Source organism: Nocardia acididurans, from assembly GCF_016741815.1.
In the GTDB taxonomy this organism is placed as follows: Bacteria; Actinomycetota; Actinomycetes; order Mycobacteriales; family Mycobacteriaceae; genus Nocardia; species Nocardia acididurans.
Genome location: NZ_JAERRJ010000006.1, coordinates 508,626 through 522,607, shown reverse-complemented (window position 1 = coordinate 522,607; position 13,982 = coordinate 508,626). Strand labels below are relative to the sequence as shown.

The 13,982-nt window shown below is 70.3% G+C and carries 10 protein-coding genes; 3 read left to right on the top strand and 7 right to left on the bottom strand.

Features of this window, described 5'->3' with window-relative positions; genetic code table 11:
- Positions 1–43 precede the first annotated feature (43 nt).
- Complete coding sequence (locus JK358_RS18285) at positions 44–295, top strand: mycoredoxin (protein ID WP_307817602.1); 252 nt, start codon at positions 44–46, stop codon at positions 293–295.
- 60 nt (positions 296–355) lie between these two features.
- Here JK358_RS18285 and nudC read toward each other — a convergent pair whose 3' ends face one another.
- The 4 genes from nudC to JK358_RS18265 form a co-directional block, all read right to left on the bottom strand.
- Complete coding sequence (gene nudC / locus JK358_RS18280) at positions 356–1,264, bottom strand: NAD(+) diphosphatase (RefSeq protein ID WP_201948873.1); 909 nt, start codon at positions 1,262–1,264, stop codon at positions 356–358.
- 27 nt (positions 1,265–1,291) lie between these two features.
- A complete protein-coding gene (locus JK358_RS18275; protein WP_201948872.1) occupies positions 1,292–2,377 on the bottom strand; it encodes a potassium channel family protein in 1,086 nt (361 codons plus the stop codon).
- 73 nt (positions 2,378–2,450) lie between these two features.
- The gene (locus JK358_RS18270; RefSeq protein WP_372440682.1) at positions 2,451–6,365 is read right to left on the bottom strand and encodes an ATP-dependent helicase; all 3,915 of its coding nucleotides are present in this window, start codon (positions 6,363–6,365) and stop codon (positions 2,451–2,453) included.
- Complete coding sequence (locus JK358_RS18265) at positions 6,362–9,916, bottom strand: ATP-dependent helicase (protein ID WP_201948971.1); 3,555 nt, start codon at positions 9,914–9,916, stop codon at positions 6,362–6,364. The genes JK358_RS18270 and JK358_RS18265 overlap by 4 nt, the downstream gene beginning before the upstream one ends.
- Positions 9,917–10,283: 367 nt before the next feature.
- Here JK358_RS18265 and JK358_RS18260 point away from each other — a divergent pair, with 367 nt between their 5' ends.
- A complete protein-coding gene (locus tag JK358_RS18260; protein WP_201948970.1) occupies positions 10,284–11,072 on the top strand; it encodes an alpha/beta hydrolase in 789 nt (262 codons plus the stop codon).
- Between the two features lie 4 nt (positions 11,073–11,076).
- A complete protein-coding gene (locus JK358_RS18255) occupies positions 11,077–11,382 on the top strand; it encodes an MGMT family protein (protein WP_201948871.1) in 306 nt (101 codons plus the stop codon).
- Positions 11,383–11,389: 7 nt separating this feature from the next.
- Here JK358_RS18255 and JK358_RS18250 read toward each other — a convergent pair whose 3' ends face one another.
- From JK358_RS18250 to JK358_RS18240, 3 genes are all read right to left on the bottom strand, one after another.
- A complete protein-coding gene (locus JK358_RS18250; RefSeq protein WP_232851419.1) occupies positions 11,390–12,142 on the bottom strand; it encodes an MmyB family transcriptional regulator in 753 nt (250 codons plus the stop codon).
- Positions 12,143–12,472: 330 nt separating this feature from the next.
- Positions 12,473–13,261 (bottom strand): AfsR/SARP family transcriptional regulator, encoded by a 789-nt coding sequence (locus tag JK358_RS18245; RefSeq protein ID WP_201948869.1) that lies wholly within the window; start codon positions 13,259–13,261, stop codon positions 12,473–12,475.
- 259 nt (positions 13,262–13,520) lie between these two features.
- Positions 13,521–13,916: a DUF7144 family membrane protein gene (locus JK358_RS18240; RefSeq protein ID WP_201948868.1), complete on the bottom strand. Its 396-nt coding sequence runs from the start codon at positions 13,914–13,916 to the stop codon at positions 13,521–13,523.
- Positions 13,917–13,982: the final 66 nt, after the last annotated feature.

The window sequence follows — 13,982 nt, the reverse complement described above, 5'->3', positions numbered from 1 at the left end:
GCGAGCGGGGAACACGATCAGCGGCGAGGTCGTTGCACGAACCGTGACTGCAACCGATCTGACCATGTACTCGACCACCTGGTGTGGCTACTGCCGCCGCCTCGAGAAGCAGCTCGACGAGGCCGGTATCACCTATACCAAGGTGGATATCGAGGAGAATCCCGAGGCCGCGGAGTTCGTGGGCAGCGTGAACAATGGAAATCACGTCGTGCCGACGGTGAAGTACGCGGACGGATCCACCGCCACCAACCCCAGCCTCGTGCAGGTCAAGCAGGCGCTCGCCGCGCTCGGCTGAGCCGCGTGAACACGACATAGCCGCACACCCGACCGGGTGTGCGGCTTCGTGCTGTGCGGATCAGCCCGCGGCGGCCCAGGATTCGACGATGGTGCGGGCGATCGAGATGGAACCCGGCAGCAACAGCCGGGCCTGCGCGTCGCCACTCCCCCACGCACCCGCGGCCAGGGCCTCGCGCACTTCGGCGCGGGTGAACCAGTACGCCTCCGCGATCTCACCGTCGTGGAAGGTCAGCGCGTCGTCGGGATCCGCGACGGCGGCGAACCCGAGCATGAGCGAGCGCGGGAACGGCCAGGGCTGGCTGCCCAGGTAGGTGATCTCGCGGACGTGCACGCCGACCTCCTCGAGCATTTCGCGCTCGACGCAGCGTTCCAGGGACTCCCCGGCCTCCACGAAACCGGCCAGCAGCGAGAACAATCCCTGCGGCCAGGTGTGCTGCCGGGCCAGCAGGACCCGGTCGCCGCCGTCGTGGATGAGCACGATCACGGCCGGGTCGGTGCGCGGGAACTCCTCGTGCCCGGCCTCGCTGGTGCGCGACCAGCCGCCGTTGGTGGCGGTGGTGGGCGTGCCGTCGGTGGCGCTGTAGCGGGCGGACCGGTGCCAGTTCAGCAGGGCGATGGCGGTGGACAGCAGGCCGGTGTCGCGATCGCTGAGGGTGAAGGTCGCGCCGAAGGCCCGCAGGTCGGTCAGCTCGCCCTCGAGGTCGTTGTCGTGGACCGCCCACAGGTGGGTTTCGCTCTCGACGCCGAGGAAGACGGCATCGGCGGCGGGCTCCTCCGCCAGCGTGGTCGCGGCCTCGAGCACCACCGCGCCGTCCGCGATCCGCACCTGGCCGCGCTTGTTCATTCGCAGCAACTTCGCTTGCGCCCAGCCCTCTTTCAGCGCCTGCTCGTCACCACGGAGATGCTCCGCCCGGTCGAGGGACGAACGAGAAAGAACCGGAACAGCATTCAGCTGAAAACCTGACACGGTTCGAGACTAACCGTGCGGTCCGGGTCAGCTCTGCACGCGGCGCAGATACAGCAGCTTGTCGGCGGATTCCAGGGCGTCGACCTCGGCTTCGCCGACGCGGATGAGCTCGCCGGAGCGGACCACGCCCAGGACGATGTCGCGCAGGTGGCGCGGGGAGCCGCCGATCTCCTCGGGTTCGACCTCACGTTCGGCGATGGCGAAGCCGGCTTCGGGGGTGAGCAGGTCCTCGATCATCTCCACGACGCTGGGGGTGGTGGTGGCGATGCCGAGCAGGCGGCCGGCGGTCTCGGAGGACACGACCACCGAGTCCGCGCCGGACTGGCGCAGCAGGTGGGTGTTCTCGGCCTCGCGGATCGACGCGACGATCTTGGCCTTGGGGTTGAGTTCCCGGGCGGTGAGGGTGACCAGGACGGCGGTGTCGTCACGGTTGGCGGCCACCACCACCGAGGAGGCGTGCTGAACTCCGGCCAGCCGCAGGACATCCGACTGGGTGGCCGAACCGTGCACGGTCACCAGGCCGGAGTTGGCGGCACGCTCCAGCATGCCGGGATCGGTGTCCACGACCACGATGTCCGCGGGTTGCACGCCGTCGCCGAGCATGGCGTCGATCGCGGTACGGCCCTTGGTGCCGTAACCGACGACCACGGTGTGATTACGCACGGTGTGCCTCCATCGCTGAATCTTGAATGCCTGCCGGGATCGTTCGGTGAGCACGCCGAGGGTGGTGCCGACCAGGACGATCAGGAAGAGGACGCGCAGCGGCGTGATGATGAGGATGTTCGCCAGCCGCGCGGAGGGGGTGAGCGGGGTGATGTCGCCGTAGCCGGTGGTCGACAGCGAGACCGTCGAATAGTAGGCGCAGTCCAGGAACGACAGCGGGTCGCCGCTGGCGTCGCGGTAGCCGTCGCGCCCGATGTACACCACCACGGTCGCCAGCAGGAGCAGGCCCGCGGCGAGCGCGACCCGCTTCGACAGCGACCGCCAGGGGCTGGTCTGGATCTCGGGGATACGCAGGATACCGACCAGCGCGAAATCGGGCCGGTCGGTGAGCCTGCCCACCCCACGCGAATTTTCACCGAACACGCGGATCACCGGCCATTCCGGAGGCATCTAGCTGCGGCACAGGACCGCAGCGTACCTGCCCCGGCGCGCGAGCGTGGCGTCGGCGACGGGCGCGTCGCGACTAGCGAAGCGGGTCGGGGGGCAGGGATTCCGGATCGGGCGGGGGTTCCTCGCCCCGCTCCGGCCCGGGATCCGGGGGCGGTTCCCATCCGCCCGAATCCTCGAAACCGAAGGCCGCGTGCGGATTCTGGGGCACGCCGGGGTCCGGCGGGGGCTCGAAATCGGGCGGCGGCTCGTCCTCGCGGCCCGATTGCCGGGCGGAAACACCGGGCCGCTGTGGCGCGATTGCGCCGGGGGACTCGAACGGGGACTCCGCCGGACGTCGCTGCGGTACAGCAGGGCTCGGCGACGCACCCGGTGCGGGGCGGGCCAGTGGCGCGCGCAGTGATTCGACCTGTGTGGCCTCCGCGTCGTCCGGCGACCCCGAGGCCTCGGCAGCTGCCGGGCCGGTGCCGTTGCCGCGTACGGGGGCGGCGGCGGTGATGAGGCGTTCGAGTTCGGCCGGGCCGGGGAGGTGGTCGGGGGCAATGGTTCTGCCGGTGCGGACGTAGTGGAAGGCGGCGGTGACGCGGTCGAGCATGTCGGCCTCGGGGATGCCGGTGCGGGCGGATTCCAGGCGGGCCCAGGCGAGGCGGTAGACGGCGAGCTGGATGGAGACCGATTCCTCTTCGGCGGTGCGGGGTTCGGAGCCGGTCTTCCAGTCGACCACGATCCAGCGGTCGCCGGGCTCACGGAAGACGGCGTCCATGCGACCGCGAATCACGGTGCCCGCCAAGGTGGTTTCGAAGGAGATCTCGACGTCGGCCGGGTTGCGGTCGGCCCACTGCGAGGCGAGGAAAGCCTCCTGCAGGCGCATGAGGCCCGCATCCCGGTCGGTGATGTCGGCGGCCCCGGGGAGCTCGTCGAAGGCGAGCAGGCGGCCCGCGCCGAACCAGCGCTGCACCCAGGCGTGGAAGGCGGTGCCGCGGCGGGTGTAGGGGCTAGGCGCGTACGGGAGGGGGCGGCGGATGCGAGCGGCGAGTTTCGCTGGGTCGGAACGCAAGTCGACCAGGGAGGTGGCGGCGATCTGACCGGGGAGCTCCACTTCCCGGACGGCCTGTTCGGCGGCGTGGTGCTCGGCGAGCAGCGCGTCCACGTCGGTCGACCAGCCCTCCGGGTCCGGATCGGAGTCGGCATCCGCGCCGGGATCCGCTACCGGGTCGGAATCCGCCGCGACACTGTCGATTCCGTCGAAATCTCCGGAACTCGTTGCAGCAGTGGCAAATTCGGCAGCGAAATCCAATTCCGCTGGACGAGGCCGAGATTGGGCATGCAAGGCGGAGAGAGCCGCGTCGACCAGGGCCGCACCCTGCTCGACGGCTTCGCGGCGCGGCCCGAGGGGGTCGCGGGGCCAGTCGGCGGTGGGCGGGTTGTCGGTGAAGGGGTTGACGGTGTCGGGCAGGGGCGGGTCGTCCCAGCGGTCGATGCGGATGGCGCGCGACAGCGGGGCGTCGGGGGTGTCGGTGGCCTGTTTCAGTTCGAGGAGGAAGTCGGAGGGGCCCTTGGGCTTGGAGCCGGTTTCGGCCCAGTGGTGGGCCGAAACGAACAGGGCGCGTTCGGTTCTGGTGAGGGCCACGTAGTAGAGGCGGCGTTCCTCGTCGAGGCGGCGGTGAGCGAGGGCGCGTTTGTGCTCGTCGAGAGCGCGTTCCAGGTCGGAGCGGTCGTAGAGGTCGTCGAGGGTGAGGACGGGGACGCCGTCGCCCGCGTCCTCCTGCCGGCGGTCGCCGCGCAGGGAGGTGGGGAGTTCGGCGAGAGCGCCCATCCAGGTGGTGGTGCCGGTGCCGGAGGGGAAGGTGCCGTCCACGACGTGCGGGACGGCGACGACCTCCCATTCGAGGCCCTTGGCGGCGTGCACGGTGAGGATCTGCACGCGGTCGTGCGCGACCTCCACCTCGCCGGGTTCGAGTCCGCCCTCGACTTCCTCCGCGGCGGCGAGGAAGTCGAGCAGGCCCGGCAGCGAGGAGCGGTGATCGGCGGAGTAGCCCGCGACGACTTCGGCGAACGCGTCGAGGTGCTCGCGCCCGGCCGCCGCATGCGCCTTGCGTGCCTGGGTCTCCACGCCGACGCCGATGGTGCGTTCCACATCGGCGACGAGTTCCGCCAGCGGCTGCCCGGCCCGCTCCCGCAGGTGCGCCAGTTCCTGCCCGAGCGCATTGATGCGCGCGTAGCCCGACGGTGAATACTGTTCCGCCGCACCGGGATCGGCGATGGCGTCACCCAGCCCCGCCCGCTCGGAGGGCTCGGGCGCGACCTCCCGCAGCGCGTCGTCGAGGGTGGCCGTATCGGTGATGGCGTCGCTCTGCCCCGCAGGCCGGGAAATGGACAGCTCCCGCGCCCGCCGCGACAGCGCCGCGATATCGGCCAGCCCGATGCGCCAGCGCGCGCCCGTGAGGATCCGCACCGCCGCGCTGCCCGCCGACGGATCCGCGATCAACCGCAGTGTCGCAACGATATCCGCCACTTCCGGCGTGTGCAGCAGCCCGCCCAACCCCACGATCTCCACGGGTAACCCGTGCTCGCGCAGGGCCTCCGCGAGCGGTGCGGCATCCGCGTTGCGCCGCACCAGCACCGCCGAGGTGGGCGGTTCCGCGCCCGCGTCGGCGGCCGCCTCCCACTCCGCGGCGATCCGCTCCCCCACCCAATCCCGCTCCTGCGCAACGGTTTCCGCCAGGGCCAGGGCCACCACCCCGGCCGTGGCGTCCGGTCGCGGCCGCAGCGCGTCCACGGTTACGCCACCGCTCCGAAGCGCCCTGTCCCGCAACGGATCCGACACCAGGTTGGCCAGATCCAGTGCCTCCGGCGGATTCCGCCAGCTGGTGAGCAACGGCAGAATCGGCGCGGGCACCCCGGGCTCCAGCGGAAAGTCGGTCGCGAACCGCGGCAGGTTCGCCGCCGACGCCCCACGCCACCCGTAGATCGACTGCATCGGATCGCCGACCGCCGTCACCGCCAGCCGCTGACCACTCGCCTCGCGCGCCCCCGCACCGCCGAAGAGGGAGGCCAGCAGGATGCGCTGGGAGTGGCCGGTGTCCTGGTATTCGTCGAGGAGGACCAGCCGGAAGCGGTCTCGTTCGGCGGTGGCCACTTCGGGGTGATGGGCGGCCAGGCGGGCGGCCAGCGACATCTGCGCGCCGAAATCGAGGGCACCGCGGCGGCGCAGTTCCTGGTGCAGATGATCCACCAGGGGCAGCAGAGCGATGCGCTCGTGCTGCACCTGGAGGAGATCGAGCAGTGCCTTCTTGGGGCCGCCCTTCTGGCGGGGGCCGGCCGGGAGGGTGTGGACCAGGCGCTCCAGTTCGCGGTGGGCGCTTGCCAATTGGTGGGGTTCCACCAGATGTTCGGCGAGCTGACCGGACAGCGCCAGGACGGCTTCGGTGACGCCGACGGGGCTGCGGTCGGTGTCGAGGTCACCGTCCCAGGTGGACACGACACGGTAGGCGAGCTGCCAGAGCTGGGTCTGGGTGAGCAGGGTGGCGGTGGGTTCCACCGGCAGCAGCAGGCCGTATTCGGTGAGGAGACGGCCCGCGTAGGAGTGGTAGGTGCTGATCTCGGGTTCGGAGCCGGTGAGCAGGGCGCGCAGCCGACCGGTGGGGTCGATGTCGCGCACGAGGGGTGCGCCCGCCAGACGTGCCAGGCGGGTGCGGATGCGGGTGGTCAACTGCTGGGCGGCTTTTCGGGTGAAGGTGAGGCCCAGCACCTGATCGGGTTCGACGACGCCATTGGCGACCATCCACACCACGCGGGCGGCCATGGTCTCGGTTTTGCCCGCGCCGGCGCCCGCCACCACCAGGGTCGGGCCGGGCGGGGCGGAGATGACGGCGGCCTGCTCGTCGGTGGGCGGCGGCAGGCCCAGGGCGTCGGCGAGTTGCCGGGGAGTGATGCCGCCGCTCCCCCGGTCGCCACCCCCCGCGGAATCGCCGGGCGATGGCGCACTCACTCGTCCGTCACCTGCCGCCCGGTGTCCTGGACGGGACAGCTGCCCGCCACCTTGCAGTGCCGGCAGCCCTCATTGCGCATGGCGAGGTAGCTGGGGCCCTTGGAGGCGTCGGCGGCATCGTGGATGACGGTGCGCCAGTTGTCGATTCCCTCGGAGTCCAGGGGCAGCTGGGCGCGCTGGGTCGCGCCCTCCTTACTGCTGGGCTTGGCGACGTAGACCAGGCGCGCACCGCCGGGCTCGCCCTCGCCGAGCGCGCCCTCGGCGGCGGCGACCTGGTAGGTGGCGAGCTGGGCGTGCTCCTCGGCGGCCTGCTTGGAGATGGGGGTCTTGCCGGTCTTCACATCGACGATGACGAAGCGGCCCAGTGCGTCTCGCTCCACCCGGTCCACGCGCCCGCTGATGCGCACCGCGTGCTCGCCCGGATTGCGGGCGGGCAGGATGCAGTCCACCGGCACCTCGACGCCCAGGGCCGTGAGTTCGTCGCGGGTGTTGCGCAGCCAGGCCAGGAAGGTGTCGACCATGGTTTCGGTGCGGCGCAGCTCGGCGCGCGAATGCCAGTTCTCGCCATGCTGGGCGCTGGGATCGACCTTCTTCCAGGCTTTGACGAGCGCCTGTTTGACCTGTGCCTCGTCGACCTGGCCCGCGAGCGCCTGCACCAGCGTGTGCACGAGATTGCCCTTGAGCGCGTGCGGGTTCTCGCCGTCGCTGCCGCCGTGGCGTTCCAGCGCCCAGCGCAGCGGGCAGGTTTTCAGCTGCTCCACCGTGGAGGGCGACAGTGAGATGGAGCCGTCTTCGCTGTCCCACAGCGGGTTCTCGGAGGACAGTTCGGCGGTGCCGTACCAGTCGCGCGGATGCGCGCCGCGGACACCGGCCTGCGCCAGGCGGGCCAGTTCGTGGGCGGCGCGGGCGCGGCGCTCCGGCGGGGTGTCGGGATCGCATGCGGCGCCGCGCAATTCGGCGATGAGGGCGTGCATGGCGAGCGCCCGGCCGGGGTCGACCGGCGGGGGCACCCGGCCCGGCTGCCCGTCCTCGCCGTCGGCGTCGAGTTCGGCGAGGAAGCGGGACGGGACCAGATCCTGGTCTCCGGTAACGGATTCCACGGCGGTGACCAGCAGGGAGCGTCGGGCACGGGAGCAGGCCACCAGCAGCAGCCGGCGTTCCTCGGCCAGCAGCGGTGCGGCACGGCTCACCCGTTCGCCGGTAACACCCACGCCCGCAACGAGATCCACCAGTTCCTCGACCCCGAGCAGCGAGCCGCGCGGGCGCAGGTTGGGCCAGATTCCCTCCTGCACGCCCGCCACCACGACGGTGTCCCATTCGCGGCCCGCGGCGGCGTGCGCGCTGCACACGGTCACCGCCTCGCCCGGATCGGTGTGCGGGGCGTTGTCCTGCGGAATCTCCTGCTGCTCCAGGTATTCCACGAATCCCTCGATGGTGGCGCGCGGCAGGCGGTCCACATACGAGGCGGCCGCTTCGAACAGGCCGACCACCGCGTCCAGGTCGCGGTCCGCCTGCATGCCGACCGCTCCCCCGCGCTCGGACTGCCCGACCCAGCGCTTCTCCAGCGTGGACCCGGTCCACACGCCCCACATGACGTCTTCCAGCCCGCCGCCCTCGCGCCGGGCCTTGCGCCCCTTCCCCAGCGCCGCGAGCACGCGCCGCAGCGGCGCGGACTCCACCTCGGTGAGCCGGTCGAGAATCTCCCGATTCCCCACGCCGACAATGAGATCCCGCAGAATCTCGGCCGACGACCGATCGAGATCGGCATAGCGCTCGGCGGCAGCGGCCGGATCGTCGACCGGCTCGACCCCCGAATTGCGCTCGCGCGCACCGGGAATCGGCTCGTCACCGTCCTGCTCGGTGGGTGTCCGCTCGGGGTACCCGAGTTCGAGCACGGTCCGGCGGATACCACGCCGCAGCCGCCGCAGGCTGATCTGATCCGCACCGCCGAGCGGACCCGCCAGCATGTCGAGCGCGTCCTCGGCGCCGAAGGGAATCGGCCGCGGGAAAGCCACCCGCGTGGGATCACCCGCGGTAACAGCCCGCAGCGCGAGCAACATCCACGCCGCACCCCGGCGACGCGCGAGCGGCACATCCGCCGGCGGCTGCCGCACCGGAACGCCGGCCGCCAGCAGCGCCCGCCGCAGTGGCGCGAGCGACAGCGGCACCGACCGCACGATCACCGCCATCCGCGACCACGGCACACCGTGCGTGAGATGCGCCCGCCGCAGCTGATCGGCGACCAGCGCGGCCTCCTTCGCGGGCGTGGTCAGCACCTGCACACGCACCTCCCCTGCGGAAGTCGTTCCATCCCAGCCGATCCGCGCGGCCAGTTCGGCCGAGCTCGGCACGGCGGCGCCTGCGGCGTGGCGATCGGCGGCGGCGTGGCGATCGGCGGCGGCTTCGGCGCCCATGATGAGTTCGCGCAGGAAATCCGTTGCACCGGAGGCGGTCTCGCCGTCAGTGGGCAGGGTGCGGTGGGCGCTCGCGCCGGGCAGGCGGGCGGTGATGCGGGCGGCGAGTTCCTGGATGGCTGTGCCGGATCTGTGGTTGCGGCGCAGGATGATTCGGCGGTCGGCGGGGGCTTGCGGGTCGACGGCGAAGCGGGGGTCGGCGCCGCGGAAGGTGAAGACGGATTGGTCGGGGTCGGCTGCTACGACTGTGGTGGCGGGGCCTGCGCCGAGGGCCCGGATGAGTTGGGCGGCATGGGGATCCAGGTGCTGAGCATCGTCGACCAGGATGGTGCGCAGGCGGGTGCGTTCGGTGGTGAGGAGGTCGGGGTCCTCGGCGAAGGCGTCGAGGGCGGCGGTGACGAGTTCGGCGGCGTCGAGAGCGGGGGCGCTCGCCTCGGGGACGTCCATGCCGACGGACCAGCGCAGCAGCATGATCTGCTCGTAGCGTTCGAAGAAGCGGCCGGCGGCGACCCATTCGGGGTGGCGGTGGATGCGACCGAGTTCGACCAGGTCCTCGGGGCCGAGGCCGCGTTCGGTGGCGCGGAGCATGAGATCCCGCAACTGTTCGGCGAATCCGGCGGCGGGCAGGGCGGGGTGCAGGCGTTCGGGCCATTCGGGGGCGCCGTCGAGGAGTTCGCCGCGCAGCATCTCGCGCAGCACGATGTCCTGTTCGGAACCGGTGAGCAGGCGCGGCGGCGGATTGCCGTGCGTGGCGGCGAAGCTGCGCAGCAGACCGAACGCGTAGGAGTGCAGGGTGCGCACCAGCGGGCCGCGCGTGGCGCCGGGCACCCCGCCCAGTTCCGGATCGGCTTCCGCGATGCGGGCGGTGATCGCGTTGCGGACGGCCGTGGCCGCTCGCTTGGAGTAGGTGAGCACGAGAATGGAATCCGGCTCGGCGCCGCTCAGGATGCGCGCGGCGGCCAGATCCACCAGCAGTGCCGTCTTCCCGGTGCCCGGTCCGCCCAGCACCTGCCAGGGCCGCCAGCCGGGGTCGAGACCCGGCTCCTCGAACAGCGGGCGGATAGCGGCGTCCCACTCCCGGAGGGGGGAGGCTGCCGCTGCCCGGCGCACAAGCTGCACCGAGCTATCCGATCGCATCACGCCGGCTATTTCAACAGACCGCCCCGACAGTTTTCGTTTGCCCCGAGTTGGCGGGGAGTACAACTCTCGAAACTCTCAGGGGCTGCGCCCCCGAACCCCCGCCGTGAGCGCGGCGCACGCTGCGCGAAACTCTCACGGGCTGCGCCCCCGAACCCCCGCCGTGAGCGCGGCGCACGCTGCGCGAAGCACTCACGGACTGCGCCCCCAAACCCCGGCGGTGAGCGGGACGGACGCCACCCGAAGCACTCAGGGGCTGCGCCCCCGAACCTCGCAGTGAGTGTGGTGCACGCCTGACCGTTCCCACACTGTGAGCGTGGGGACTTTCACAGTGCTGGGCGCGGGGGTGTCGGGGCGAGGCAGCAGAATGGCGCTCGTGTGTGATCTTCATGTTCATCGGTTCGGTCCTGAGAACGGTCCGGTGGTGCTGGCTCTGCATGGGTTGACGGGGCACGGGCAGCGGTGGCAGGTGCTGGCCGAGCGGTATCTGCCCGATGTGCGGATTATTGCGCCGGATCTGCGGGGGCATGGGAGGTCGCCCGGTGTGCCGCCGTGGGATTTCGAATCGATTGTGAGCGACCTGGGGGAACTGCTGCGGGCGGAGGGGCACGGACCCGTGGTGGTGGTCGGGCATTCGTTCGGCGGGGCCGTCGCGGTGCATCTGGCGCGCGCGGTTCCGGAGCTGGTGCGGGGGCTGGTGCTGCTGGATCCGGCGATCGGGCTGGATCCGGAGCTGATGTTGCGGATCGCGAATTCCGTTCTGGAGCATCCGGATTACGAGAGTGTCGACGCCGCGCGGTTCGACAAGCTCGAAACCGCCTGGGCGGAGGTGGATCCGGAGGTGCTCGAGGCCGAACTGGCCGAGCATCTGGTGCCGACGCCGCAGGGCCGGGTGGCGTGGCGGCTGGCCATGCCCGCGATCATCTCGTACTGGGGTCAGCTGGCGCGCGAGTTCGTGCTGCCGCCCGCACATCTGCGCACGGTGGTGGTGCAGGCCATGAAGGTGCAGCCGCCGTTCGTGACGCCGGCGTTCCGGGCCGCACTCGCCGCGCGGCTCGGCGAGAACCTGACCGTGCACGAATTCGACTGTGACCACATGGTCGTGCAGGCGCGTCCCGAACAGTCCGCCGCGCTCGTGCGATCCGTGCTGGGATAGCCGCATGCCGACAACCGACGCCGATATCGAGCGGGTGCGTGAACTGGTGGCCGCCATCCCGCCCGGCCGCGTCGCCACCTACGGCGATATCGCGGCCGCGGCGGGTCTGTCCACACCGCGCACGGTCGGCTGGATCATGCGCACCGATTCCGCGGATCTGCCGTGGCATCGGGTATTGCGCGCCGATGGCACTCCGGCGGCGCATCTGGCGCACCGGCAGTTGCGGTTGCTCGCGGAGGAGGGCTGTCCGCTGGCGGGCGACCGGGTGGATCTGCGGCGGGCGCGTTTCGTGTTCGCTACGGGTGACTGATCGGCACTCACCCGGCCGTCAGGCTCAGCCGTTCGGTGGGAATGCCGAGGAATATCTGTATCCGGTCGGCATGGGCGACCGAGTCGACCCGGAACATCTGCACCACGATCGCGCGCCGCAGGCGGGTCCCGGGATCACGCAGATGCAGTAGCGGCCGATCCCGCCCGTAGGCCACGGCCTCCTCGTCCCACATGCGGCAGAAGTGTTCGTACTGGGCGAGTTCGGCGAGGAACGCGACCGAGGAGGTGGCGTCGCCGGAGCCGGCGAGCAGGCCGCGCAGCCAGTGCACGAGCAGCCGCACCTCCTGCTCCCATTCGACCACGGTCTGCCGGGCGATATCGTTGCCGAGCAGCCAATGCAGCATATTGCCCTGTTCGGTGAGCCCGGGAAATGCGTTCGCGAAGCTCTCATTGCTGGCCAGCAGATTCCATCGGGTGTCGAAATAGGCGGCCAGGTTGGGTTCGTGCAATGTGAGCGCGTGGTGCATATCGGGGGTGATCCAGGCGCGTAGCTGGTCGACCGCTGGATATTCGCCCGCGCCCAGTCCGGCGAGGTCGAGCAGATGCCGGCGTTCCACCTGCGACAGCGGGCCGACCCGGTCGAGATATCGGACGAGGGCGTGCAGCACCTCGCGGGTGGGGCGGTCGCGGTTTCCGTTCTCCAGATGTGTGATGTAACTACTGCTGACTCCCGCGTTGAAAGCGAGCTTCTCGCGGGAAACCTGGCGTTCGTCGCGCAATCGCCGCAGAAGTTTGCCCAATGTCGGAGGTTGCAGGCAGACCGGTCTTCGGGCGCATTCCGTATTCAAGGCCATGGCGTTCCTCACTGTCTGTGGTTGTACATAGATATAGCGACCCGCGAACCGTATTGCCACACAACGTGTTTCAGCAGCGTCCCAAGGGCCTTCCGAGCCGGGCACGCCACTGTGACCAGCAACACCGGCCGAATACGACTCGGCCGCACCGCTTTCGACCGAAAGTCACGCGAAAGTGCGGGCACGCGAATGACATCCAGTGGCTATCACTTCCCACGATGACTTATGCTCGGGATTTCGCTAACGATCAGCAATTGCCTTGCGCTATGGCAGATTTCACCGACCTTCCAGGTCCTGCGACTGGTTGAGAATCGCGGTCTCCAGCCGCTGCAACCGCCACCCGGGGTCCACGCCCATCTCCCGGACCAGGTATTCACCGGCACGCCGCAGGGTCGCCAGGGCCTCGGCCTGCTGCCCGAGCCGGTACTGCGCGGTGGCCAGCAGCCGCGCGGTCTCCTCGCGTTCGGGATGCTGTTCCAGCAGCGGCCGCAGGCCGGTGATCACCTCGGGCGCACGGTCGAGTTCGAGCGCGGCGCGGGCGCGCAGCTCGGCGGTGAGCAGCCACAGATCGGTGAGCCGGGCGGCCTCGGCGACCGCCCAGCCCGCGCCCTCGAAGGATTCGAAGGCGGGGCCGTGCCAGCAGGCCAGCACGGCGTCGAGCAGGCGGCAGCCCTCCGCCGGATCGGGTTCGCCGTGTTCGCGGACGCGGTCCTGGTAGGCGCGCACCATGGCTTCGAAGCGCCAGGAGTCGACCTGGTCGGCGGCCACGCGCAGCGCGTAGCCCCCGGATTCGGAGACCACCACCGCGGCGGGTGCGCGGCGCGGCCGGTGGGGTTCGAAAACCCTTCGCAGATTGTGGATTTGGACCTGGACGACGGAGGCGGCGCTGGGCGGCGGGTCGCCCGCCCAGATGTCGTCGACCAGGCGGTCGGTGGAGACCGCCCGGCCGTGCGCGACCACCATCCGGCCCAGCAGGGCGCGCTGGATTCGACCCCGGATCGGTGTCCGGTTCCCGTCGATCACGACCCGTAGCGGCCCCAGTACTCGTATCTGCCGTTCGTTCATCACAGCACCCGGTCCGCCTATATGTTTTCGAAGTACGTCCGGGGACCCCACCCCAGCTTGCTGCAGATTAGCCAGCCGGGCGGGTGTTCAGTTGAATATGCGCATTGCGTGTCACATTCCGACCCGAATTTTGTTGTCCTGTCATCTTTTCGGAACTGCGGAGAAAGTCGTCAGGAAGCGCGGTGCCGGAGGCTGCTGCTGGGACATTCGGCTACTCGGAGGTTTCGAATGCGCGGAAACGATTCACCGGCGCGGCCACTCATGCCGCGTAGCCCTTCCAGGTGGCGACGGCCCAGATCACGACCGCGTCCAGCGCGATGATGAGCACCGACCACCACGGGTAATAGGGCAGCCACAGGAAATTCGCGATGATCGACACCGCGGCGACGATCATCGCGGCGACCCGGCCCCAGGTTTTGCCGGTCAGCAGGCCCAGACCGGAGATCGCCAATACCACGCCGAGCACGATATGCGTCCATCCCCAGGTTGTGATGTCGAGTTCATAGATGTATTCGAATCCGGCCACATACATCGTGTCCTCGGCGACCGCGGCGATTCCCGCGAGAACCGACAGCGTGCCCACGGTCAGCAACAGGATCGACGCCCCGATGGATGTGCCGGCCGCAATGCCCTGGCGCACGGGATGTTCGGTCATGACAACCCCTATCTGTCGAGTGGAGACGGGTTCCGCTGATGAATGTCCACGGTCTCGCGGATTCCC

What these genes read in the sequence shown, in the direction of transcription:
- JK358_RS18275 (WP_201948872.1), bottom strand. Translation starts at nt 2,377, where the DNA reads ATGCCTCCGGAATGGCCGGTGATCCGCGTGTTCGGTGAAAATTCGCGT.
- JK358_RS18265 (WP_201948971.1), bottom strand. Translation starts at nt 9,916, where the DNA reads ATGCGATCGGATAGCTCGGTGCAGCTTGTGCGCCGGGCAGCGGCAGCC.
- JK358_RS18260 (WP_201948970.1), top strand. Translation starts at nt 10,284, where the DNA reads ATGGCGCTCGTGTGTGATCTTCATGTTCATCGGTTCGGTCCTGAGAAC.
- JK358_RS18255 (WP_201948871.1), top strand. Translation starts at nt 11,077, where the DNA reads ATGCCGACAACCGACGCCGATATCGAGCGGGTGCGTGAACTGGTGGCC.
- JK358_RS18245 (WP_201948869.1), bottom strand. Translation starts at nt 13,261, where the DNA reads ATGAACGAACGGCAGATACGAGTACTGGGGCCGCTACGGGTCGTGATC.
- JK358_RS18240 (WP_201948868.1), bottom strand. Translation starts at nt 13,916, where the DNA reads ATGACCGAACATCCCGTGCGCCAGGGCATTGCGGCCGGCACATCCATC.